Source organism: bacterium (assembly GCA_017744355.1).
GTDB lineage: Bacteria > Cyanobacteriota > Sericytochromatia > S15B-MN24 > UBA4093 > JAGIBK01.
The window spans coordinates 123,668-146,988 of the sequence record JAGIBK010000009.1; the positions used below are offsets into that span (position 1 = coordinate 123,668).

Annotated in this window: 15 protein-coding genes; 6 read left to right on the plus strand and 9 right to left on the minus strand. The window is 68.2% G+C overall.

Features of this window, described 5'->3' with window-relative positions:
- Positions 1-22: 22 nt before the first annotated feature.
- The 3 genes from J7643_18695 (at position 23) to J7643_18705 (ending at position 4,209) form a co-directional block, all read left to right on the plus strand.
- Positions 23-1,045: a hypothetical protein gene (locus J7643_18695; protein MBO9542621.1), complete on the plus strand. Its 1,023-nt coding sequence runs from the start codon at positions 23-25 to the stop codon at positions 1,043-1,045.
- Between the two features lie 174 nt (positions 1,046-1,219).
- Positions 1,220-2,497, plus strand: a complete 1,278-nt coding sequence (locus tag J7643_18700; protein ID MBO9542622.1) for a hypothetical protein — start codon at positions 1,220-1,222, stop codon at positions 2,495-2,497.
- 149 nt (positions 2,498-2,646) lie between these two features.
- Positions 2,647-4,209 (plus strand): HAMP domain-containing histidine kinase, encoded by a 1,563-nt coding sequence (locus tag J7643_18705; GenBank protein MBO9542623.1) that lies wholly within the window; start codon positions 2,647-2,649, stop codon positions 4,207-4,209.
- An 11-nt stretch (positions 4,210-4,220) separates the two neighbouring features.
- Here J7643_18705 and J7643_18710 read toward each other — a convergent pair whose 3' ends face one another.
- Both J7643_18710 and J7643_18715 read right to left on the minus strand, forming a co-directional pair.
- Entirely contained in the window at positions 4,221-6,788 is a 2,568-nt protein-coding gene (locus J7643_18710) for a UvrD-helicase domain-containing protein (protein MBO9542624.1), read from the minus strand.
- On the minus strand, positions 6,785-9,400 hold the full coding sequence (locus J7643_18715) for a PD-(D/E)XK nuclease family protein (GenBank protein MBO9542625.1): 2,616 nt from the start codon (positions 9,398-9,400) through the stop codon (positions 6,785-6,787). The genes J7643_18710 and J7643_18715 overlap by 4 nt, the downstream gene beginning before the upstream one ends.
- Positions 9,401-9,647: 247 nt before the next feature.
- Between J7643_18715 and J7643_18720 the strand changes: the two genes are divergently transcribed.
- The gene (locus J7643_18720; protein ID MBO9542626.1) at positions 9,648-10,673 is read left to right on the plus strand and encodes a c-type cytochrome; all 1,026 of its coding nucleotides are present in this window, start codon (positions 9,648-9,650) and stop codon (positions 10,671-10,673) included.
- On the opposite strand, the gene J7643_18725 is transcribed toward J7643_18720, so the two are convergent.
- Positions 10,670-11,206 carry a class IV adenylate cyclase gene (locus J7643_18725; protein ID MBO9542627.1) on the minus strand — a complete coding sequence of 179 codons (537 nt, stop codon included), beginning with the start codon at positions 11,204-11,206 and terminating at the stop codon, positions 10,670-10,672. The genes J7643_18720 and J7643_18725 overlap by 4 nt on opposite strands.
- Before the next feature lie 129 nt (positions 11,207-11,335).
- On the opposite strand from J7643_18725, the gene J7643_18730 reads away from it, so the two are divergent.
- Entirely contained in the window at positions 11,336-13,612 is a 2,277-nt protein-coding gene (locus J7643_18730; GenBank protein ID MBO9542628.1) for an SAM-dependent DNA methyltransferase, read from the plus strand.
- Positions 13,613-13,689: 77 nt separating this feature from the next.
- Here the strand turns inward: J7643_18730 and J7643_18735 are convergent, their stop codons facing one another.
- The 3 genes from J7643_18735 to J7643_18745 all read right to left on the minus strand — a co-directional run bounded on the left by J7643_18735 (position 13,690) and on the right by J7643_18745 (position 16,990).
- Positions 13,690-14,595 carry a diguanylate cyclase gene (locus tag J7643_18735; protein ID MBO9542629.1) on the minus strand — a complete coding sequence of 302 codons (906 nt, stop codon included), beginning with the start codon at positions 14,593-14,595 and terminating at the stop codon, positions 13,690-13,692.
- Between the two features lie 146 nt (positions 14,596-14,741).
- Positions 14,742-15,500: a hypothetical protein gene (locus tag J7643_18740; protein ID MBO9542630.1), complete on the minus strand. Its 759-nt coding sequence runs from the start codon at positions 15,498-15,500 to the stop codon at positions 14,742-14,744.
- Positions 15,501-15,676: 176 nt separating this feature from the next.
- Positions 15,677-16,990 (minus strand): glutamyl-tRNA reductase, encoded by a 1,314-nt coding sequence (locus tag J7643_18745; GenBank protein ID MBO9542631.1) that lies wholly within the window; start codon positions 16,988-16,990, stop codon positions 15,677-15,679.
- A gap of 377 nt (positions 16,991-17,367) precedes the next feature.
- Between J7643_18745 and J7643_18750 the strand changes: the two genes are divergently transcribed.
- Complete coding sequence (locus J7643_18750) at positions 17,368-18,876, plus strand: hypothetical protein (GenBank protein ID MBO9542632.1); 1,509 nt, start codon at positions 17,368-17,370, stop codon at positions 18,874-18,876.
- Positions 18,877-18,930: 54 nt separating this feature from the next.
- On the opposite strand, the gene thrS is transcribed toward J7643_18750, so the two are convergent.
- The 3 genes from thrS to J7643_18765 all read right to left on the minus strand — a co-directional run bounded on the left by thrS (position 18,931) and on the right by J7643_18765 (position 23,320).
- On the minus strand, positions 18,931-20,943 hold the full coding sequence (gene thrS, locus J7643_18755; protein ID MBO9542633.1) for a threonine--tRNA ligase: 2,013 nt from the start codon (positions 20,941-20,943) through the stop codon (positions 18,931-18,933).
- Between the two features lie 220 nt (positions 20,944-21,163).
- Positions 21,164-22,594 (minus strand): sugar transferase, encoded by a 1,431-nt coding sequence (locus tag J7643_18760; protein ID MBO9542634.1) that lies wholly within the window; start codon positions 22,592-22,594, stop codon positions 21,164-21,166.
- A gap of 69 nt (positions 22,595-22,663) precedes the next feature.
- Complete coding sequence (locus tag J7643_18765; GenBank protein ID MBO9542635.1) at positions 22,664-23,320, minus strand: polysaccharide export protein; 657 nt, start codon at positions 23,318-23,320, stop codon at positions 22,664-22,666.
- Between the last annotated feature and the right edge of the window lies 1 nt (position 23,321).

The window sequence follows — 23,321 nt, forward strand, 5'->3', positions numbered from 1 at the left end:
TCACGAAAGGCGGAATCAGAACGTGGACCTGCCGTTTCTCAACAACCCCTCCGAAGGGATGCCCGCCGCTCAAGGGGGCAACTACTGGGGGGGTCAGGATCCCGCCGGCAACAGCGACGACGCGACGCTGAACGACCTGCTCGCCCTGTACCAGACCGCCAACGATCCCATGCCGGTCGGCTTCGAGCCGCAGGGGCTCCCGTTCGAGGCGCCGGCCGCACCGGCCGAGCCTCAGGGCCTGCAATTCGAGGCCCCGGCCGCCCAGCCGGCGGCCTTCGACGCTTCCTCGCTCGATCCGTTCGCCAGCCCCTCCGTCGACTCGGAGATCAACGATCTGATCGCCAGCTTCACCAGCGACCCGGCGTTCGAGGCGCCTGCCGACGAGCCGGTCTTCGCCGCTCCTGCTGAGCCCGTCTTCGCCGCACCTCCTGCCGAGCCGATCTTCGCAGCGCCTCCGGTGGAGCCCATCTTTGCCGCTCCGCCGGCTGAGCCCGTCTTTGCGGCACCTCCTGCCGAGCCGGTCTTCGCGGCGCCCCCCGCTGAGCCGGTCTTCGCCCCGGAGCCCGAACCGGTCTTCGCCGCGCCCCCTGCCGAGCCGGTCTTCACGGCCCCTGCCATCGAGCCGGTCTTCGCGCCGGAGCCCGCCCCTCTCGCGGCGATCCCGCAGGCACCCGTCGTGCCGGCTGCGATCGCGGTCGAAGCCGCCCCCTTCGCCCCCGTGGCGACCACGGTGGCTCCGGTCGCTCCGAGCGGCTCGGTTCGCCTGACGACCAGCGCGGATCGCCAGGAGACCCTGAGCCAGCTCGTCTCGGCGGCCAACCAGCTCACGAACGGGATCGAGCAGATCCAGTCCCAGCTCGCGACCCTCTACGAGGGCCTCGCGCACGCGGCGGCGACCCGGGCGCCGGTCACCGAGATCATCACGCTGACCGAGCAGCTCACCGCCACCAAGGGACAGGCAGGCGAGAACTCCGCGCTCTTCCAGCAAGCCCAGCTGCTCAAGGAAGCCGCGGACGCCTACATGCACATGCTCAAGAACCTGTAACCAGCCCGCTTTCCACTGGCCCCCCGGAGCGTTCCGGGGGGCTTTTTGCTGGATCCGAATCCGCGTAGTTTTAATCGTCTTTTAACGACAGTTACACCCCATCACAACCGATAACTCCTGATACCAGGCACCAAGCCACTTCATACCAGGCATCACCCCACTTCGGAGGTCCCCATGTTCAAGAAATCCGCCCTACTTCTCAGCCTTGCGACTTCGCTCATGGTGACCGGTTGCGGCGTGATGCCCGCGGGCCTCTTCGGCGGCGACGCCGGAGACATGAGCGCCCAGGGCACCAAGGGCTCCAAGGCGGGTGCCTCGGACTGGACGGTCTTCGTCTACATCGCCGGCGACAACAACCTCTCGCCCTTTGCCGCCAAGGACCTCAACGAGATGGAGGCCGGGCTGACCTCCGAGCGCGTGAAGGTCGTGGCCCTCGTCGACCAGGACCGGGACGGCGACTCGCGGATCCTCGAGATCAAGAACGATCCCAAGGGCGTGAACAACACCCTCGTCTCGCCCGTCATCGACGACGGCGGCGCGGTCATCCCCAAGAACACCAAGGAGGTCGACACCGGCTCGGCCGCGACCCTCGAGAAGTTCATCAACTGGGGCACCAAGAACTACCCCTCCAAGCGTTCGATGCTCGTCATGTGGAACCACGGCGGCGGCGCCTTCGCCGCCCCCAACCACCTCAAGTCCTTCTGCTGGGACGATCAGAGCGGCAACAACCTCAACCTGGTCGATCTGTGGCGCGCCACCCAGAAGGTCTCGAGCAAGGCCAAGTTCGACGTGATCGGCTTCGACACCTGCCTCTTGGGCCACGCCGAGACCGCCTACCAGCTGCGTGACGTGGCGGACTTCCTGGTCTCGTCCGAGAAGGTCGAGCCCGGCGACGGCTGGGACTACCAGGCCCTGACCGCGGCCCTCTCGAAGAACCCCGGCATGTACCCCCGCGAGTTCTCGACCAAGATCGTCGAGACCTACACCGCCTGGTACAAGAAGGCCCGCCAGGAGTCGACCCTCTCCTCGATCGACCTGCAGAAGCTCAAGGATCGCGTCGTCCCCGGCATCAACGAGCTGGCTATCAACCTGCAGGCCGGTCTCGCCACCCCCGCCTTCAAGTCCGCGCTCTCGGGCGTGGTCGACAAGGCCGCGAGCCTCTCGGCCACCGGCAGCGGCGAAGAGGACGCCATCGACCTGGGCCTCTTCTGCAACCTGATCCAGGAGTCGGGCCTGCCCGCCACGACCAAGGCCCTCGCCAAGGACGTGAACACCCACCTGACGCGCTCGGTCGTCTCGAACATGACCAACCGCCTGCCCGATGGCGCCTTCACCGGCCTCAAGATCTACTTCGGCCTCGAGACCTACAACACCGCCTACAGCAACGGTTCGCACCAGATCTTCGGCACCACCCAGTGGGCCAAGTTCCTGCAGGCCTACCTCAAGAAGTAAGTAACCTCTCAAACGCAGCGAGGGCCGGGCGAATCGCCTGGCCCTCGCTGCGTTTGGGCTCCCGCGCGAATGGTATGATGACGCACGAAAATCGGGCTCCAGATGACTCAGGCCGCAGACCGGACGAGGCAAGCCCGGAGGGCGCCTTGATGAGAATCGAAACCCTGTCGCGTGTCGGTTCTTACACCGTCGCCGCGCTCTTGGTCGCAGCACTCGCCCTGAGCGGGATGATGGCACAGCTACAGCAGACGGCCGTCCAGACCGAAGCGCGCCGCCACCGCTCCTATCAGCTCGCCGAGGAGCTGCGCCAGAGCTCAGAGGATCTGACCCGCCTGGCGCAGGCCTACGTCTCGACCCGAAACCCGCGCTACCTGCACTACTACGACGAACTCCTGGGCATCCGCAACGGAACGCTCCCGCGCCCGGCGGATTACTCGACCCGCTACTGGGACATGCGGGTCGCAGGCCTCACGGCTCCCCCTTCTGGCCCGCGCGTCTCCCTGCGCGAGCTGATGCGCCGCGAGGGGTTCAGCGACGGCGAGTTCGAGCTCCTCTCCGAGGCCGAACGACGCTCGGACGCGCTGGTATCCCAGGAGCGCCAGGCCTTCGCCGTGGTGGGCAAGGATCCCGCTCGGGCGCACGCCATCCTCTACGGCAAAGCGTACGAACGCCAGAAGGCGCAGATCATGGAGCCCATCGATCGCTTCATCCGCATGGTGGATGAACGCACCCAGCGAGAGCTCGTCCAGCTCGATCGCCGCCAAGGTGCCTACATGGACGCGCTGCTGTTTCTCCTCGGCAGCATGTTCCTCGGCTTCCTGCTGCTGAGCGCCTACCTGCGAAAGCAGCTCCTCACCCCGCTGAGCGACCTCGAACGTCACGTCCGGGAGATCACGAGCAGCAAGCAACCGGGCGACCTCGAACCGAGAGGCTTCGACGAGCTCGTCACGCTCGGCAACGGCGTCAACGAGATGTCGCGCGCCGTCACGCGCGAGATCGAGGCGCTCAAAGCGCTCGACGCCCTCAAGAACAGCTTCGTCAACGCCATCTCCCACGACCTGCGCACGCCCATCACCTCGCTCAGGGGCTACGCGGAGTTTCTGGCAGATGGCATCGGGGGCACCCTGACCGCGGAGCAGCAGGGCTTCGTCGCGCAGATCGAGAAGGCCTCCCTGCGCCTCATGCACCTGGTGGACGATTTGCTGGACTTCGCCCGCCTCGAGGCAGGCACCCTGCGGCTGAACCTCACGCAGACGGATCTTGCCGAGAAGATCAACGAAGTGGTGGAGAGCCTGCGTCCTCAGGTCCAGGAGGCCGGGATCAACCTCTCGGTCGAGCTCGCCCCCGACCCCTTGGTCATGTTGATGGACCCCGAGCGGATCGAACGCGTCCTCATCAACCTGCTCACCAACGCGATCAAGTTCACGCCGCCGGGCCGCGCCATCCGGGTGCGCACCCGCCGCGAAGACGGCGAGGTGGTGTGCGAGGTGATAGACGAGGGGATCGGGATCGCTCCCGAAGCGATCCCTCGGCTCTTCAAGCACTTCAGCCAGCTCGAAGGCGGTGTCAGGAAGGGCGGCACGGGGCTGGGCCTGAGCATCAGCAAGGCCCTCGTGGAGGCGCACGGCGGCCGCATCGGGGTGCGAAGCACGCCGGGCCAAGGCAGCACGTTCTGGTTCACCCTGCCTCTCGGTGAGCAGCCGCCCGCCTGAGGCCTCTGGCGCTAGGCGCGGATGGGCGGCAAATACCTCTCGGGCGACGGCGGCAACGGCGGGAGGACCGGCTCTGGCGGCAGCGCGTCCGCCTCGTGATAAGGCAAGGCCTCGACGCAGAGGCCTGCGGTCTCGAGCCCCTGCGCAAGAAACTCCAGACTGCCCCCCTTCGGATCGGTGGCAGCGAGCATGAGGTAGTCGCGGGCCCGGGTGAAGGCCACGTACATGACCCGCTTCGCCTCAGCCGCCTCGCGCGCGCGTTGCTCCTCTTTCAGGATGGTGTAGAGGGCGGGATCGCTCCCCAGCTCCTTGCCCAGGCCCAGCGCGACGCCCCACGCGGCGTCCATGAGGATGAGCGCACGAGAGGCGGGTGCCGAGCGCGCCAGGTCCGGCACCACCACCAGCGGCCACTCGAGCCCCTTGGAGGCGTGGACGGTCATCAGGGCCACCGCATCGCGCGCCTCCAAGGCAGGGCGCGGCACATTCAAATCGGCGAGCAGCAAGCACCTGAGGCGCCGAACCAGCGGGAAGAGGTCGGTCCCATCGCCCTCCAGGCCTCGCACGAAGTCGCAGAACGCACGCCAATCCGCCAGACGCCGCGCCGGGTTGGGCAAGTTCGCAAGCACCGCGGTGTAACCGCAATGACGATCGCCTTCCTGAAGCGCGCGACTCGCGGACTCCATGCGCGCAGCCGAGAGCAGGGCCGTGAGCACTTCCTTGACGCGGCGCCACTCCGGAGCGAGGTCCTCGGCCCCACTCAGGGCCCGCCAATAGCCGCCGTCCGCGGGCAACTCGGCGGCGAAGGCGTAGAGGGTGCGATCGCTCAAGGCGAAGAAGGGGCTGCGCACCACGGCCACCAGGGCCAGGTCGTCCTCGGGGCTCGCCAAAAAGCGCAGCAGGGCCCAGCCGTCCTGGGCCTCGCGGGTCTCCATGAGGCTGCCGCCTCCCGCATGCACGAACGGGATTCCCTCGGCGGCGAGCGCCTCGCCATAGACGTCGAGCGGGTCCCAGGTGCGGGCGAGGATCGCCACGTCCCCGGGCCGCATGGGGCGAAGCTGGCCGCTGGCCTTGTCGAAAACGGGAGTACCCGCTGCGAGCTGGTCCTTGAGGGCTTTCGCGAGGCGCTTGGCCTCGGCGCGCTGGCGTGATGCCTTGTCCGCACCCCGGTGAAGGTCCTTGTCGGTCTCGACGGCAAAAGCCGTCAGGACGGGGGCCTCGGCCGGATGCGCGGAGCGCGCGGCGACGAGCGCCTGGTGCAGCTCACCCAGGACGGGCTCGAAAAGCCGGTTGATGGGCGTAAGAAGGCCCTCGTGGGTGCGGAAGCTCTGGGTCAGGGAGACATGCAGGCCGCCTTCTTCGACGATGCGCGCGCAGAAGCGCCGGAAGACCTCCACGTCCGCACGCCGGAAGCCGTAGATGGCCTGCTTCTCATCCCCGACCACCGTGAGGATCGCCCCGCCCACGAGGCGTTCGAGCAGCTCGGCCTGGACCGGGTTGGTGTCCTGGAACTCGTCCACCATGTACGCCTTCCAGCGGACCGCGTAGTAGGCGGCGATCTCGGGATGGCGAAGGGCGCGCAGGGCCCCGAGCTCCAGGTCGCTGAACTCAAGCACCCGAGCCTCTTGCTTGGCCTGGGCCATGTGGGCCATGGCGATCGCGAAGGCTTCCCGCAGGGCGGGCAGGCAAGCGGCAAGGAGGCGATCGCTCTCCCCCAGCTCCAGGACGACGAGGCCGGCCTTGAGGGCATCTCCCGCCAGCTCGCGCAGGGCTTTGAGGGCCTCCTTGATGGCGGCGAAGTTCTCCTCGCCCCAGGTCTTCTTGGATCCGCCACGCATGGGCAGGGTCGTGAGCGCCTCCAGGGCTGGGCGCAAGCTCGCTCCGGCCGCGTGGGCCTCCTCTGTCGCCGTGAGGGCTTCAAGCGCCATGCGGCGCGTATTCTCGATGGCATCCCCCTCGGGGCCGACGAGGGCGCGCACGGTGGCGCTGAGCTGACGCCAGTCGCTCGAAGCGAGCAGTGCCTTGCAGGCCGCTTGTCTTGCCTGCTGCACCCGATCGCCCCAGGCGGCAGGGTCCCGCGCCAAGGCCTGTTCAGCAGTCCAGGGGTCCGCCAGGAAGGCTCGGATGGCAGCGTCCAGCAGGGCGAAGGGAATGGCGTCGAGAAGGGCCTCGGGCAGCGCCAAGAGCAACTCGGCGATGCGCTCCTCTCGCCAGAGCGCGCCCTCTAGCTCGTCGAGCACCGAAAAGTCGGGCGGAACCTCGGCGGCCTCGGGGTGCTCGCGGCAGATGCGCGCCGCGAGCACGTGCAGGGTGCTGATGGGTGCCGCCTCGATCTCGGCCACAAGCTCGGGGGTGGCCTGCATGGTGGTGGCGACCATCTCGCGGATGCGCGCGCGCAGCTCGGCGGCGGCCTTCTTGGTGAAGGTCACGGCCACGATCTCAAGAGGCGAGAGGCCGTGCTGCTCAAGGTGGTAGCGGTAGCGGGCGGTGAGCATGTGGGTCTTGCCCGTGCCCGCCCCGGCCGTCACCGCAACGCTTCCAGGGGCATGGGCCGCGAGGGCCTGTTCCGGCGTGAGGCTCATGCGTTCGCCTTCTCCTCTCCGAGCGCAGAAGGGCCCTGCTTGCGGGCCAGGCGCGGCCCCGTGCGGCAGACGAGCGACAGGTCGCAGTAGAGACAGGCGGCCCCATCCGTATCGGGGGCGACCGGGTAGTGTCCCGTCCTGAGGTGGCCCTTGACCTTCTCGCTCAGCCGCTCCAGGTCGCCCGGGCTCGGGACGGCCTTCTTGAGGACCTCGCCCTTGCTCAGCGAGTAGTAGTGAGCCCCTGCCACCGGCTCGCCCGGGAAGAGAGCGGGGGCCGCTACCTCCATGTAGAGCGGTAGCTGCACATCCACCTTGGGTTTGCCCGCGTCGTCCTTGGCCCCCTTGGGCGGCGAGGCCGAGGTCTTGTAGTCGATGAACACCAGGCCGTCGTCGGTGCGATCGACCCGATCCACGTAGCCGATGACATTCAGGCCGAACGCCACCCCTCTGAACTCGCCTTCTGATTGAACGATAGCAGCGCCGTCGGCCACGAAGGCCTCGGCCTGCACGGCGGCACGCAGGGTCTCCAGGTGATAGTCGCGCTGTGCCTGCCAGGCGCTCACCGCCTCGACCTGCAACTCGGTTTCGGCGCGTTGGAAGGCCTCGTCGAGGCGTTCGAGCACGTGGACACGGGCGTCCGATAGGGGCAAGGCCCCATCGACCGCAAGCTCCAGCGCCCGGTGGAAGAGGGTTCCCCGCAGCCCCGGGCTCAGCTCGCTTTCGACCTCCTCGGGATCCGAGAGGCGCAAGAGGCGCTGAGCGAACCACTTGAAGGGACACTGGCCGATGGTCACGAGCTGGGAGGCGCTGAAGAGGCGCGAGGCGGGGTCCACCGGCACGCCGGGCACCCCGTCGAAGTGATCATAGGTCGGCGAGGCCTCGCGCCCCCACTCGACCTGGTGGGCCTGCCGCGCGAAGGCGAGGACCGGATCGTCGTCGTGCCCGGCGCGCAAGCGGGCAGGGCGCCACTCTTCGGGGCTACAAGCGGGAACCTCGGGCGGCAGCGAGGGCACAAGGCCCAGATCCGCGAAGTAGGGGCTCGGAAGCTGCGCCTCGCCGCCCGCAAGCTCGGGGTAGGAGAGCTCCAGGCCCTCGGTCGCTACTTGCAGGAGGGCCCAGCACGAGAGGGCCTCGCGCCGCGCGGCTTCGGCAGCGCCCTCCAGGTGGCAGCCGAGCGCCTTCAGGGCCTTGCGCTCGTGGAAGTCCAGCACCGGATCGTTCTCGACCCGCACCGGGAAGTGGCCCTCGGCCATCCCGAGCACGAGCGCATGGCGGTAGTGGGCGCCGTAGAGAGAAAGGGGCGTGTGGAGGGCGATCCCGCCCCCCTGGGGGTGTGCCGGGACCGAGAGGAGCGCAAGCAGCTCTTCGAGCTCGGCCAAGAAGGCCTGCTGAGTGAGGCGCTCGTCCTCGGGAGCCGAGAGGGCATCGAGCCCTTCGCGCAGCCTGCTCAAGGCGAGGGCCTCGCGGGGCCAGCGCCCGATGCGCTCCGGCACCTCGAAGGCATCGAAGGCCTGCCGTAGCGAGCGCAGCCACGTGCTTCGCTTCGCGCGCTCGGGCCATGCAAGAGAGGCGAGCTCGGGGTGGAGGGCCGTCCAGGCTTCTTGCCCGACCGGATGCTTCTTGCGGACCTCGGCCCAGACCTCGGGTGAGAGGCGCTCCGAGAGGCGGTGACCCAAGAGGCGGGCCGTCGCCTCGTAGGGGAAACCGTCGCGCACCACCTCGATCGCAAGGCGCAGCCAGGCGCCCAGGTGGGTCGAAGCGAGCGGCACGGCGTAGAAGGCGCGGATGTCCAGGCCGTACTCCCAGGCGATGGCCATGACCGTCGGGCCATAGGCCGCATCGTCGCGCGCGACCAGCACCACCTCGTCCTGGCGCACGCCCGCCTGCAACAAGAGCTTGAGCCGTGCGAGGGCGCCGCGCACCTCCGCTTCGAGGTTCGGGTAGCGGTAGGCCTTCACCGGGACCGGCGCGAAATGCGGCATGAGGTAACGGCCCGTGAAGGGCTTTGCAGGCGCTTGCTGCTCCACGCGCCAACCCTGCGCCGCGAGGTAGTCGGCCACTCGGGCGTTCTCGGCGAAGAGGGCCTCGCCCATGTTCGGGAGGTAAAGGGACGAGCCGGGCCCTGCGATCGCCGTCAGAAAGGCGGCCTCGTCGTCACCGAGGCGTGGGTAGCCCGTCACAAGCAAGGCCTGTGGCCGCTTCACCTCACTTGCCGCCACGCGCAGGGCCTCGGCGTCGTCCACCAGGCGCATTTCGCGCAGCGCCGCGCGGTAAGCGGCCGCAAGGCGTGCCACCCTGGCTGTGCGGGGCGAGGTTCCAGCCGCGAGGGCCGCAAGGTCGGCCCCGGCGCGGAACAGCTCGCGCATCGTCGGGGCCATGGCGACGGCCAGCGCGGGCGCCTCCCCCAGGCTCGCGGCGGCCTGTCTCAAGAGGCGCAGCGAGAGCAGGGGAGAAGCGATCGCAAACCCTGCCGCTTCGAGGGTCGCCCCCGCCAGCTCCTGGAGCGAGCAGGGCTCGGCCTTGAGAGCGCCAGCCGAGCGCGCGTTGGGGGTGACGACGCGCACTGCGACCGGACCAGCCTCCGGTGGCGCCTGCAACAAAACACGAGTCAAAACGCAGCTCTCCTCGACCGGAAGATGCCTCGTCCGAGCGAAGCCAGGGACGAAAGCAGGCAACCACCCAGCCATCGTACCCGATTCGTCGAGCATCCCACACCGCCAAGATCCCTTCGGCGGTGTGACCGGGAAGGCACGACCTATTAACCGTTTCTTAAACCGTTGACAAGCAAGTCTTAGCTGCTATCCTCGATAATAGTTGAGAATGATTTTCAATAGCACGTCGTTGAAAGGAAGCAGCCCCGTGAAACGCCTCGTCCTCGCCGCGCTCAGCCTCGGCCTGCTGACCGCCTGCGGCCTCAGCGCCCCCCAAGCAGGCAAGACGACGGACACCAGCGCTTCCACGGTCAAGGCCAAGAGCGTCTTCGTCCCCTCGGACAACCCCATGACCCAGGCCAAGATCGAGCTGGGCTTCCGGCTGTGGTTCGAGCCCCGCCTGTCGGGCAACAACAAGATGAACTGCGCCACCTGCCACGACCACACCAAGGGCTTCTCCAACGCCGAGCGCACGGCCGCGGGCATCACGGGGGCGCGTGGCGATCGCAACGTGCCGACCATCTACGGGATCGCGAACAACCCCTTCCAGTTCTGGGACGGCCGCGCCAAGTCCCTCGAAGAGCAGGCCCTCGGCCCCATCGAGAACCCCATCGAGATGAACGCCAAGCTGCCGGATGTGATCCGCAAGCTCGAAGCGATGGAGTACTACCCCCGCAAGTTCAAGGAGGCCTTCGGCACCGGCGTCACCGCCGACGGCATCGCCAAGGCGCTCGCGACCTTCGAGCGGGCGCTCACGGTGGGGCCCACCCCCTTCGAGCGCTACGCCCGGGGCGAGAAGGACGCCATGAGCGAATCGGCGATCCGCGGCGCCCAGATCTTCCACAGCCCCAAGGGGCGGTGCATCGCCTGCCACGGCGGCCCCGACCTCACCGACGGCCAGTTCCACAACCTCGGGGTCGGCCTCGATCAGCCCAACCCCGACGCGGGCCGGTACGCCGTCACCAAGAACGACGCGGACTGGGGCTCCTTCAAGACCCCCACCCTGCGCAACGTCGCTTTGACCGCCCCCTACATGCACGATGGCTCGCTCTCGACCCTCGAAGAGGTAGTCGCCTTCTACAACAAGGGCGGCATCCCCAGCGCCAACCAGGACCCGCGGATCGGGCCGCTCAACCTGAGCGAGCAGGACCAGAAGGATCTGGTGGCCTTCCTGCGGGCGCTGACGGGCAAGGATAACCTCAAGGAGATGGGGAAGCTCCCCGGCATTCACTAGGCCTGGCCGCGGGCCTCCGCTAAGAGGCGCGCGTAGCTGTGGAGCAGGATCTGGCCCTCATCAAGGCCGAAGCGCGCACGCAAGGCATCGAGCGCGTGCTTGTCCCCGGCATCCTGGGCGAGCACCTCGAGTTCGGCGAAGTCGTCGTCGAGCCCCTCGATCCGATCCAGGCAAACCGTCGCCCCGTCGATCTCGTAGGCATCGCGAACCTTCTTCACCACGATCAGCGGCCGATGGCCCAGCCATGCGAAGGTCTCGGCCAGCGGCTCGACCAGTTCGTCCGGGATCGGCGTCTCGATCTCGGTACGGGTCTTGGTGCCGTCCGCCGAGACCGTGGGAGCCTCCTTGCGGGTGATGAGCCAGGCGCCTTCCTCTTGCCGCAGGCGCAGCACCCGGCCGGGGCCCGCGTCGAAGTAGCGGTCCTCCTGCTCGACCCGCGCGTGCGGACAACCTGCGAGCGCCTGAGCGATCGCCTCGCGCTGCCCGAGCTTCAGGCGAAACTTCGCCTCGATTTCGAATCCCCGCTTCTCCATTGGATGGACGCCTCCTCTGCGCGAAGGCATGGTAACACCCTCGCTCCCCTCTGTTAAGGGCCGTTAAGCGCGCCAACCCTCGCAATGCGCCCCTTGCCACCCGTGCGACCAGCACCGGATAATGAAGAGATGCAGACTCTCAGCGCCCGAACCCGCTCCGAGCTCTCCAAGGAGGGCCTCCTGACCCACGGCGTGGCCCTCTTGGCCGACGCCCTCTCCCTCCACGAGCCGGCTGCCGCATGCTTCGTGCTGGCGAACGCCCTGTTCTGCCACCTGCGGCACCCGGACGAAAACGATGCGCTCGAGAAGGCCCTCTTCGACACCCTGAGCGGCCTTGGCGGCGACCAGACGCCGCTGTTCGCGGGTGCTGCCCCCTTGCCCCTCAAGCTCGGCGCCCCCTCGGTGCCGGAGCTGACCGAGATCCTGAACGACCTCTTCTCGGCCCAGACCTGGAGCTACGAGGACGGCGAACTGCTGGGCGGCCTCTTCGAGACCCACCTCTCGACCATCCAGCGCAAGAAGCACGGCGCCTTCTACACCCCGGCGCCCATCGTCTCCTACCTGCTCGACGCGACCCTGCCGCCCAAGCACCTGCCCCTGGCCAAGGATTTCCGCCTGCTCGACCCTTCCTGCGGGGCCGGCAACTTCCTGTCGCTTGCGCTCGAAGCCCTCTTCGAGCGGGTCTGGACCTCGCAGACCGGCGCCGAGGGGCGCTACCTGCGCCTCAAGCGCGTCATGGACCGCCACCTGTTCGGGGTGGACCTCAACCCCTGGGCCCTCAAGCTCGCCCAGATCCGCCTGGCCTTCGTCCAGCTCAAGCTGGTGCCCGAGCTCAAGGTGCCCCTGAGGGCCAACCTCATCGGTCGCAACACCCTCCAGCAGCACGACACGACCCTCGAGCCCGGCTTCGACGTGATCGTGGGCAACCCGCCCTACGGGGCCGAGATCTCGAGCCAGGACAAGCACTTCTTCCAGCGCCACTACCGCCTGGGCAGCGGCCGCCAGGACACCACGGCCCTGTTCATCGAGCGCTCGGCCCGCCTCCTGCGCGACAAGGGCCGGCTGGGCCTCGTCGTGCCCCACGGCGTCACCCGCACCGGCGCCTACTACGAGTGCCGCCGGCTGTTGGTCGAGGACATGCAGCTGACGGCCCTCTTGGACCTGGGCGCGGCCTTCCCCGGGGTCAACCTCGAAACCATCGCCTTCGTCGCCGAGCACCGTCAGGCCACCTTCTCGAACGCGGCGCTGCCCTGGGCCCCGGACGACCAGGGCGAGGTGCGCCTGGACACCTTCCGGGACGGCACGCTCCGCTCGCTCGGCACCCAGAGCCACGGCTTCTTCCGCAACCGCCCGACCATGCCGATCTACGCCAACCGCACCAGCGGCGGCTGGATCACCAAGGTCGAGGTCTCGGGCGTTCCGCTCCAGCACCTGGCATGGATCCGGCGCGGGGCGGGCATCTCGGCCAAGGAGAGCGCGATCGCCCTGTGGAGCGAGGGAACCCCGGTGGTCCGCGGCCGCGACATCCGGCGCTACGGCGGCGACGAGGGGCTCTTGCGCCTCAGCCCCCGCTACGCCCTGCGCGATCGCTTCCTCTCGAACGTGCTCGCCTCGCCGCGGATCGTGTACCAGAACATCGCAAGCGCCGTGGTCGCCACCCTCCTGCCTTCGGGCAGCCTGCCGCTCGACACCGTCAACGTGCTCGAGCCCCAGTCGGACTGGAACCCTCACTACCTGCTCGCGCTGCTCAACTCACGGCTGCTCGAAGCCTACTTCCAGCTGGTCATCGCCAACAAGGCGCAGCTCACCCTGCACCTGGACACCCCGACGCTCGGCTCCTTGCCCCTGATGATCGCCACCGAGCGCGAGCAGCGCTCGATCGCAGGCGAGGCGGCCCTGGTCCTGGACTGGCTGGCGCAGACCTCGCGCTGGGACCTCTCGGCGACGATCGCCGAGACCCTCTGGGAGACCCCCGAGGCGCTGGAAGCGGCGGCCAAGGAGCGGCTCTCGGCCATGGAGCTCAGGCGCAAGCGCGCCCTCGAAGCGCTGGAAGCGATCGACGACCAGGTCTTCGACCTCTACGGCCTCACCGAGCGCGAGCGCGAGGCCGTCTGTAGCGAGACGACCTCCAAGCGCCTGGGCAGCAACCGCCAGACGCCGAGCAAGGAGATCTCGAAGATCGCCGAAGGGGTGATCGTGCAGGGGCTCATGCGCGCCCTGGAGGTCGCCGACCGGCCCCGCGACGCCTACGAGCTGTACCAGGGCTGGGCCCGGCCGGATCACGACGCGATCGCCGCGGTCTGGGGCGGCGATCCGAAGACCGATCTGCCAGGGCTGCTCGCCAAGTACGGCGCCATGGTCCATGGGAACAAGGTCGGCCTCTGGCAGCCGGGCCTCAGGGGCTAAGAGCGCCTCACAAAACTGTTCCTTATAGCCGCCCACGGCGGCCACCAGCCGTAACATGCCTGGTTTTGTTAGGTGCTCTAACAGCGCAGCGACACGATCCGGTTGCGGCCGCCTCGCTTGGCCTCGTAGAGCAGGCGATCCGCCCGACTGAGCAGCGAGTGGGGGGTGTCATCGCCCTGGACCTCGGTGGCCCCCACGCTCACTGTGAGGCAGACCTCCTCGTCCGGAGCCGTGAAGGGGTGGGTGGCGAGCTCGGTGCGCACCCGCTCGGCCTGCAGGACCGCCTCGCTCAGGGTGTGGCCCGGCAGCAGGTACAGGAACTCCTCGCCCCCGTAGCGCCCGATCACGTCCCGGCGGCGCGAGCTGCGCCGCAGGACCGCGGCCATCTCCTGCAAGACCCGATCGCCCACCGGGTGCCCCCAGCGGTCGTTGATGCTCTTGAACCGGTCCACGTCGAACAAGAGGATGGCCATGGGCAGCCCGTGGGCGCGCGTATCCACCAGCGAATCGGCCAGGGCCGCGTCCAGATAACGCCGGTTGGGCAGTCCCGTCAGGTGGTCGTGGTAGGCCAGCTCGAAGAGGCGATCGCGATCGCCCCGCAGGGCGGAGAGGCGCTCCAATCGCAGCTGCAGCAGCCTCACGCGGGTGGCGACCTCGAGCGGGGTGGTCGGCGCGATCCAGACGTCGTCGGCCTCGGAGTAGCGGCCGTGGGCATCCACATCCGCGAACGAGGGCTCGATCAGCACGATCGGGGTGAAGGGCATGCTCGACATCCCCTTCAGGATCCGGCACACCTCCACCCCGTCGATCCCGGGCAAACGAGAATCGGCCACGATCATGGCGGGGGTCAGCCGAGTGGCCTGGTCCAGGGCGACCAGACCGTTCGAGGCGGCGAGCACCTGATACCCGGCGACCTCGAACTCCCGCACGATCCAGTCGCGCGGCGCCGCGGAGGCGTAGATCAAGATCGGGGTGTCGCTCATGGGGTCAACCTGCCAAGCGTCGAAGGGGCGGCTTGGAAGAGTCTTGCCCCGCGCCTCGGCAAAAGAAACGAGACAAGCGGCTAAAAACCGCTTGCCTCCTTAAAGTCGGGACGATCGTCCTAGTTGGGATGAACCCGCCGTTGCGCCTAGTGCGCCGCCTTGTTGCGCTGCAGACGCGCCAGGGACTCGGAGTCGGCGACCCGCACCCGGGGCTTCATCGGCACCACCGGAGCGGCGACCTCGGCGACGCGCTTGGCGCGGGGCTTGCGGGGCTCCTTGGCCTCCAGCTTGGTGACGGTGGCCTTGACGGGCTTCGCGGGCTTGAGGACGGCGGGCTTCGCGGTCTTGGCCACGGGCTTCGCGGCGGGCTTCGCCACCGGCTTGGCCTTGGCCTTCGTCTTGCGGGCCGACTTCTTGGCCTTCAGCAGGTCCTTGGGCCACACGCGCAGGCCGTAGGTGCCGTCCGCCACGCGCTCGAAGGGCGAATCCTCGTTGCGCTGCATGTCGTCACCGACGCGGGCGCGCAGGGTGTAGGCGGGGGTCCGGCCCTCGGGGCGGATGAGGCCCGCGCGGATCGCGCGCTTGGTGATCTCCTGGTAGTGGAGGGGCTTGCCCGCGAGCGTCAGGATCTTGAGGGCCGCCTCACGCATGCTCATGGGGTGCTCCAGGATCTTGGAGGGCTTGAGCTGCCAGGTGTGCGGCGCGGTCGCCTCGAAGCTGGAATTGGGGTTCTGCGAGGAGCGCTTGAGGACCACCCCGATCGAACGCTCCGGGTCCTTGGTGCGGGGGGCGATCAGGCCCTTTCGCTTCGCCCGTGACACGATCTCGGCCTCGGTAAGGGGCTTGCGGGCCTCTGCCAGAATCAACTGCGCGGCTTCGAGGTAGGTCATGTTCGTGGTCCTCATGGTGGGTCGATCTTAGGGGCGATCGAACGTCGAAAAGCTTTCTACTGCTATTCTACCCAGAGATCGATCGTCTAAATGCCTCTTCGCGCAAGTTTTTTCGCCGGATCGCCGCAAACGCAGCGATCATGATCACGGAGAGCCCCTCTCTTTCCTCAAATCAAGTGATCATGCCGCCCCTAGGGGGCATGGAGGGCGTTATGACGCGCGCCACGCCGCCGCCGGTAGTGGGCGGCGAAGTCCTCGACCCGCAATTCGAAGAGATCCTGCAGGCTCCCCACGTGCTGACGCTGCTGCTGGGCGCTCATGCCTCGCAGGCGCGAGAGGGGGGCGTGCAGGAGCTTGTTGACGATGGCCTGGCTCAGCTCCTCGATCAGTTGGCGCTGCTCGCGCGAGAAGGCCTCGGCGTACTTGCCGAGAAAGCGATCCAGCTCGTCGGCGCGGATCTGGTGGGCCTTGTCCCGCAACGAGGAAATGGCGGGGCTCATCTGGAAGTAACGCAGCCAGGCCAGGTAGGCCTCGCGCTCCGCCTCGAGGATCGCCTCCACCTGCTTCACCCCCTCGGCGCGGTCCTGGCGGTGGGCTTGGGCGATCGCCTCCAGGTCGTCCAGATCCCACAGGCGCATGCCGGGCAGCTCGGCGATGGCCGGATCCAGGTTGCGGGGCATGGCCAGGTCCATGAGCACCAGCTCGCGGCCGCCCCGGCGCGCGTGCAGGCCCGCGAGGTCCGCCGCCGAGAGAACGTGGTGCGGCGCCCCGGTGCAGCAGAGCACCACGTCCACCCGGGAAAGGACCTCGTCCAGGGAGAAGAGGGAGACCACCTCGCCCCCCACCTGTGCGGCGAGGTGCTGGGCCGCCTCCTGGGTGCGGTTGGAGACGTAGACCCGCGCAAGGCCCTCACCCGCCAGGTGCTTGGCCGCGAGCTCGCCCATCTTGCCGCTGCCGAGGAGGAGCAGGGAGCGGTCCTTTAGGGAGCCGAGACGCTCGCGCGCCAGGCGGATGGCGGCCGCCGAGACCGAAACGGCCCCGCGGGCGATCCCCGTCTCGGAGCGGGCACGCTTGCCAGCGCTCAGGGAAAAGCGGAAGAGCGCGTCCATGATGGCGCCCGCGGCGCGCTGCTGCTGTGCGACCGTGAGGGCCTCCTTGAGCTGGGCGAGGATCTGGTGCTCGCCGAGGATCTGGGACTCGAGCCCCGCGGCGACCCGCATCAGGTGCAGGACCGCCTCGCCCTCTTGGCGCACCGTGAAGGCCCCCACGTCGGCCCCGCCCCGCGCCACGAAGCGGCGCAGGGCCTCCAGGCCCCGCGCGGGCTCCGCGACGAGGGCGTAGACCTCGGTGCGGTTGCAGGTCGAGAGGATCACCCCCTCGAGGATCTCGGGAGCCGCCAAGAGCTCCGCAAGGGCCCCACGCAGTTCGTGCGCCGGCACGGCAACCCGCTCTCGCACCGCGACCGGCGCCGTGCGATGGCACAACCCGAGCATCAGGATGACCATGGCCCCCTCCCTCGCCCAAGAAGTCGGCAGTCCCTGCCGGCGCGCAGGAGTCGCCGGGACCCTGCAAGCGAGTAAAAACTGGGGCGATCATAGCGGCCGAAACACGCGCTTGCTTGTTCAAATCGCCCCAAGCTCTCTGGGGATCCGCCGCAGAACAATCTTGCTTGATAAAACCGGCCAAGCATTATCGCGACGCTTTGATTAGGCTGATGCATGGTTGCCTGGCAGAGGATCCGTCCCCCCGGCCCCATCGCCCCCTTTCGCCCACGGCGTCGGTGCAACGCCACACGCAGCAAGGCACGCGCCCACATGACCGGATCGCGTTCGGCCCCAGCGCGGGCAATCGGCTCCGTCATCGGCAAGAGAGGTGTGTGTGCATGCGAAGCAGAATCGGATCCGTCGTGAGTGCCGTGGTCCTGGCCACCACGGCGCTCTCCCTGGTCGGCTGTAACCTGAAGGCCGGCAACCTGATCGCTCCGAGCGGCGCCGGCCGCGAGGCCCAAGCCGGGGGCAAGGGCTTTGCTCCCGGCGAGCCGACCCCGGTTTCCCCCGAGAAGGAACTGATCATCACCGACCTGAGCGTGGTCAACGACAAGCGCGCCAAGGGCATGGGCCCATGGAGCTTCGGCACCCTGATGGAGGGGCTCTCGGGCGGCAAGAACACCGAGCAGTTCGTGCTCAACTGGCTCAACGAGTGGAACAAGGACGTGGTCGTCAACGGCCAGAAGATTCCCGCCCGCAAGGCGATCCAGAGCCTGATCATCGACCCGTGGAAGCAAGCGAGCGGCGGCAAGCGGCTCGACATGAGCAAGGCGCCCTTCCGCCTGTTGGCCATCACCAACCGCGTCGACTTGCGCAAGGTAGGCAACGCCGGCGAGGGCCGCCTCGTCTTCGGGGTGGTGGACCTTCGGGACCCCAACGAGCAGAGCCCGCTGCGCCCCCTGTTCACCGTCATCTTCGAGTACGGGGTCGACTTCAACATGCTCGGCGGCATGAAGTACGACCGCATGGACGACCCCAACAACAAGCAGCTGGCCAAGATCCGCATGGGCCTCGTCACCGACTGGGCCATGCGCTGGCACAAGCTGGGCACCATGCCCTTCGGGCCCCAGTACAACGCCGAACTTCAGAAGCTGACCGACGTCTTCGCCCGGGGCGGCGCCAACCGCAACAAGCCCAACGGCAGCGCCCTCAACCAGCTGCGCACCAACGAGATCGAGCTCTCCACCCAGGAGGCGATCGCGAAGTTCGGCCCCCCCAACCCCGCCGACCCGGTGAACTTCGCGAAATTCTTCCAGCACCTCAAGGACAACCCCTGGGAGATGCGCGAGTTCCACGTCAGCCGCAGCGGCCAGCTCGCGTCGGCGACCATGGCCCTCACCCCGAGCCTGGCGATGAACGGCAGCTCCAAGCTCGCCGATTACATCAACCGCAACGAGCGGGACATCCTCCAAGAGGAGCACGTGCTGCCCGTCTCCATGCTCGCAGGCTCGGCGCCGGTGCCCGGCGCCGGCAACTTCCCGCCCGCGGGGATCAACGACCCGTTCCTCGTCTGGAACGCGCCCGGCATCCGCAACCCCGAGGCCCGCTTCAAGTTCGCCCTCAACACCTGCAGCGGCTGCCACATGATCGAGGCCGGCCTCAACAAGAGCGTGATCGGCGAGGACTTCCTCCAGATCCGGCCCCGCAAGGCCAACGAGCCGTCCACCCTCTCGCCCTTCCTGACCGGCCAGGACGTCCCGGACCCGGTCACGGGCCAGGTCCGTCGCCTGGACGACATCGGCCGGCGCGTCAACGACATGAACCAGCTCATCGGCTACAGCTACAACCGGGACCTGGTCCCCACCCGCCAGATGGAGATGCCCTTCCCCAGCCGCGTCCACTAACGCCCATGACGAACGCCCCCCTTCCCGGCGGGAAGGGGGGCGTTCGTCATGCGGCTACTTGGCCTCGGGGACTTGCGGGAGGGCCCGGGTCTCGACCTCGGTGACCAGGCGGTCGATGACCTCCTGGACGCTCAGGACCTCCTGGGCGCCGGTGCGCTTGCGCAGCGCGAGGGTGCCCTGCTCGACCTCCTTCTTGCCGACGACCAGCATGTAGGGGATCTTCTGGACCTGGGCCTCGCGGATGCGGTAGTTGAGGCTCTCGTTGCGGTTGTCCAGCTCGACGCGCAGGCCCGCCGCCTTCATCTTGGCGACCACCTCCGCGCAGTGGTCGTCGTTCTCCGTGGAGATGGGGATGACGACGGCCTGGGTCGGGGCGAGCCACAGCGGGAAGGCCCCCGCGCAGTGCTCCAGGTAGACCGCGAAGAAGCGCTCCAGCGAGCCCAGGATCGCGCGGTGCAGCATGACGGGCCGGTGCTCCTTGCCGTCCTCGCCGATGTAGATCAAATCGAAGCGCTCCGGCAGGTTCGAGTCGTACTGGATGGTGCCCAGCTGCCAGGTCCGGCCGATCGCGTCCTTCAGGTGGAACTCGATCTTCGGGCCGTAGAAGGCCCCTTCGCCCGGAAGGATCTCGTAGGGCAGGCCGCCGCTTTCGAGGCCCTTGGCCAGCGCCGCCTCGGCTTGATCCCAGAGCTCGTCGGAGCCGATGCGCTTCTCGGGACGGGTCGCCAGCTTGACCAGGACCTCGCTGAAGCCCAGCACCTCGTAGACCTCGTAGAGGAACTTGATGAACTTCTCGATCTCGCCGGGGACCTGCTCGGGCGTGCAGAAGATGTGCGCGTCGTCCTGCGAGAACGACCGCACGCGGGCCAGCCCGTGGACCACCCCGCCGCGCTCGTAGCGATGCAGGCGGGCGAAATCCGCCACGCGCCAGGGCAGCTCACGGTACGAGCGCCGGCGGGTGCCGAAAATCAGGCAGTGGCTCGGGCAGTTCATCGGCTTGAGTACGAAGGAATCCGCCTGCAGCTCCTCGTGCAGGTGCCCCGGCTCGGCATGGGCGCACTCGTCCTCGGTCCATAGCCGGTACATGTTCTCGTTGTAGTTGCCGAGGTGGCCGCTGGTGCGGAACATCTCAGGGCTGTAGGCGAGCGGGGTGATGACTTCCTGGTAATCGTAGCGGTCGTAGAGCTCGCGGATGAAGGCCACGAGCTTGTTGTAGACGTAGGCGCCCTTGGGGAGGAAGAACGGCATGGCCGGCGCCGCTTCCGAGAACATGAACAGCTCGAGCTCCTTGCCGAGCTTGCGGTGGTCGCGCTTGGCGGCCTCCTCGAGGCGGGTCAGGTGCGCCTTGAGGTCGCCTTCCGAGAAGTAGGACGTGCCGTAGATGCGGTTGAGCATCTTGTTCTTCTCGTTGCCGCGCCAGTAGGCACCGGCGGTGGTCAGGAGCTTGAAGTTGCGGATGAGCCCGGTCGAAGGCAGGTGAGGGCCGGTGCAGAGGTCCGACCAGTCGCCCTGATGGTAGATCGAGATGACGGCGTCGGGGGCCTTTTCGAGGATGTCGCGCAGGATCTCGGCCTTGTAGGGCTCGCCTTGGGCCTCGAACTCGCTGGCCTTGGCCGCGCCGCCGCCCGCGGGCACCTCCTCGCGGCTGACCTTCAGGTCCGCGCCCGAGAGCTTGCGCATCTCGGCCTCGATCTTCTCGAAGTCCTCGGGGGTGAAGGCGCGCTCGTAGTCGAAGTCGTAGTAGAAGCCGTCGGCGGTGACCGGGCCGATGGTGACCTTGGCGCCGGGGAAGAGGCGCTGGACGGCGTTGGCCATCAGGTGCGCGGTCGAGTGGCGCAGGACCTCGAGGGCCTCGGGAGCGTCCTGGGTCAGGATCTCGACCTTGGCCTCGCGGGTCAGGGGGGTGGAGAGATCGACGAGCTTGCCGTCGAGGCGGGCGGCGACGGCCTTCTTGGCGAGGCTGCGGCTGATCGAGGCGGCGAGGTCTGCGATCGTCGAGCCCTGGGGGACCTCACGCTTGGACCCGTCGGGGAGCTCGATCGCGATGGGAGCGGATTCTACGGCCATGGTTCCTCCTAATCACGAGGCCACCCCGGCCGCCCTACGAACGGCGACCGCCGGATGGCCTCCGGAAGGCCCATTTTAGCATCCCTTGGGCCGCACGACGCCTGCGGACTTTACCGCCACCCCGCTCGCTTCGCATCAGGCGCGCCACGCGAACGCCCCGGGCGCCGTGGGCGCCCGGGGCGTTCGCTGGGGATGGCCACTATCCCGACGGCCGAGGGGCTCAGCGCGCGCCGGTCTTGTTGAGTACCACGCCCACGGTCCGCAGCAAGATGAGCAGGTCGAACCAGCAGGAGCGATGCTTGAGGTAGTAGAGGTCGTAATTGAGCTTCTCCTCGGAGTCCTGCACCGAGGCCCCGTAGGGGAAGCGTACCTGGGCCCAGCCCGTCAGGCCCGGCAGCACCAGGTGCCGGCACTGGTAGTGCGGAATTGCGCGCGCCAGCTCGGCGACGAACTCGGGGCGCTCGGGGCGCGGCCCGACGAGGCTCATCTCGCCCAGCAGGATGTTCCAGAGCTGGGGCAGCTCGTCGAGGCGGCTCCGGCGCAAGAAGCGCCCGACCGCAGTGACCCGGTCGTCGTTGGTCCGGGCCCAGACCGCCCCGTCCTTCTCGGCGTCGATGCGCATGGTGCGGAACTTGTAGACCTTGAAGGGGCGCCCGTTGAGGCCCGTGCGCTCCTGCGAGTAGATGAGCGGTCCGCGATCGCCCAGGTAGATGGCGGCCGCGATGAAAGGGAGCAAGGGCAACGCGAGGGCGCACCCGATGAGCGAGAAGCCGAGATCCAAGCAGCGCTTGGAAATTCGATAGCCGAGCCCCCGCATCCAGGTGAAGCGCTCGATGAAATAGCGCTCGTCGAGGTAGCGCACCGGGATCCGCCGGCTCAAGCGCTCGAAGAGACTCGGCAGATCGATGGTCTCCTCGTGCGGGGCGAGCTGGCTTCGCCACTCGGAGCCCTTCAGCGCCCCCGCGCCCGCCAAGATCCCGTCCGAGCGCAGGCGCTCGACCAGCGTCGGCAGCTGGTGGGGCGTCCCCAGCACCGAGAGCGCGTCCAGGGTCGGGGCGGCCTCCTGCTCGGCCACGAGCCCCAGCGCGAGCAGCCCGCACTGCGGGTGGCGCCGGATCTCGTCGACGACCTCGAGGGCCTCGGCCTCCTCGCAGAGCAACAGCATCCGACGGCTCGCCGCGGCGCTGGCGAAGACCCGGGTGAGGAAGCGCCGGCTGAGCAGCAGGCCGCCGGTGGCGAGCCCCGCGGCCAGGCCGAGCGAGACGAGGACGTTGAGCGGCAAGGCCGCTTGCCATGCGAGGAAGAGGGTCAGCACGGCCCCGAAGCCCATCCCCTTCAGCAGGGCCCGCTCCTCGGTGGGGCCCAAGGAATACAGCTCCGACGCGTAGAAACAGGCGATCGCCGCGACGAACCAGGCGAGCGATAACTCGATCCCCTGGGCGATGGGCATCCCCCACGCGGTGGCGACGCCCAGGGGCGCGCCCAGCGTCCAGAGGGCGTCGTTGAGGAACAGCAACCAGCGCCGTTCCGGCTCCCTCAGGCCGAGCACCCACGCGGGAAAGGCTTGCGCCGCATCCTGCTCGCGCGGGCGCTCCGATGCGCGGAGGAGGGGGGAATCTTCCGAGGCGTAGTCCATGGATCCAGACGACATACGGTCCCTCCCAAGTCAATCACGTTAGCGACGTTGAAATTCAGGAGCCCTGGAGCGAAGCGAGAAGGTTCAAGGACGCAACAGCCACACGGCCGACGAGATGAAGGCGGCGAGCAATGGAATGGTCACCCGGTAGAGGTCCGGCCCCCACACCTGGCCCACCTCGACCACGCTCCCCTCGGCGAGCCGGGGAATGTCCCCCGGCCGGGCGAGGAGCCCATCGAGGTCATAAACCTGGGTCTTACCGGCAGGGTCCACCACCTTGACGGCCTTGCGGGAGGCTTGCTCGGTCAAACCGCCGGCCGTCGCCAAAACGTCGAGCAGGCTCGGGGCCTCCTCGAAGTCGAGGGCGCCCGGCCGCGCCACCTGCCCAAGGACCGTGACCCGCAAAGGGCGAAAGCGCGCGATCGTCACGACGACCTGGGGATTGAGCAGGAAGGGGCGATAGGCCTTGACCAGCTCATTCGTCAAATCAGGGATGGTCCGGCCCTGGCTGCGCACCGCCTGGACGAGGGGCAACGAGATCTGGCCGTCCGGCCGGATCGGCTGCGCCTGGACCGAGAGCTCCGGGTGCCCCAAGACCGTGACGGAGAGCGAGTCGCCGAAGCGAAGCGCGTACTCCACCCCTGGGGGCTGGGCGTGGGCTGCGGCCGGCACGAGGCAGGGGCCTCCCGCGAGCAGCAGCAAGGCGAGGAACCAACGCAGGCATGTCGAGGCAACGTTCATG

Excerpts from the sequence above, each read along its gene's own strand:
- J7643_18700 (MBO9542622.1), top strand. The coding sequence starts at position 1,220 with ATGTTCAAGAAATCCGCCCTACTTCTCAGCCTTGCGACTTCGCTCATG.
- J7643_18705 (MBO9542623.1), top strand. The coding sequence starts at position 2,647 with ATGAGAATCGAAACCCTGTCGCGTGTCGGTTCTTACACCGTCGCCGCG.
- J7643_18710 (MBO9542624.1), bottom strand. The coding sequence starts at position 6,788 with ATGAGCCTCACGCCGGAACAGGCCCTCGCGGCCCATGCCCCTGGAAGC.
- J7643_18725 (MBO9542627.1), bottom strand. The coding sequence starts at position 11,206 with ATGGAGAAGCGGGGATTCGAAATCGAGGCGAAGTTTCGCCTGAAGCTC.
- J7643_18730 (MBO9542628.1), top strand. The coding sequence starts at position 11,336 with ATGCAGACTCTCAGCGCCCGAACCCGCTCCGAGCTCTCCAAGGAGGGC.
- J7643_18735 (MBO9542629.1), bottom strand. The coding sequence starts at position 14,595 with ATGAGCGACACCCCGATCTTGATCTACGCCTCCGCGGCGCCGCGCGAC.
- J7643_18740 (MBO9542630.1), bottom strand. The coding sequence starts at position 15,500 with ATGAGGACCACGAACATGACCTACCTCGAAGCCGCGCAGTTGATTCTG.
- J7643_18745 (MBO9542631.1), bottom strand. The coding sequence starts at position 16,990 with ATGGTCATCCTGATGCTCGGGTTGTGCCATCGCACGGCGCCGGTCGCG.
- J7643_18750 (MBO9542632.1), top strand. The coding sequence starts at position 17,368 with ATGCGAAGCAGAATCGGATCCGTCGTGAGTGCCGTGGTCCTGGCCACC.
- thrS (MBO9542633.1), bottom strand. The coding sequence starts at position 20,943 with ATGGCCGTAGAATCCGCTCCCATCGCGATCGAGCTCCCCGACGGGTCC.
- J7643_18760 (MBO9542634.1), bottom strand. The coding sequence starts at position 22,594 with ATGTCGTCTGGATCCATGGACTACGCCTCGGAAGATTCCCCCCTCCTC.
- J7643_18765 (MBO9542635.1), bottom strand. The coding sequence starts at position 23,320 with ATGAACGTTGCCTCGACATGCCTGCGTTGGTTCCTCGCCTTGCTGCTG.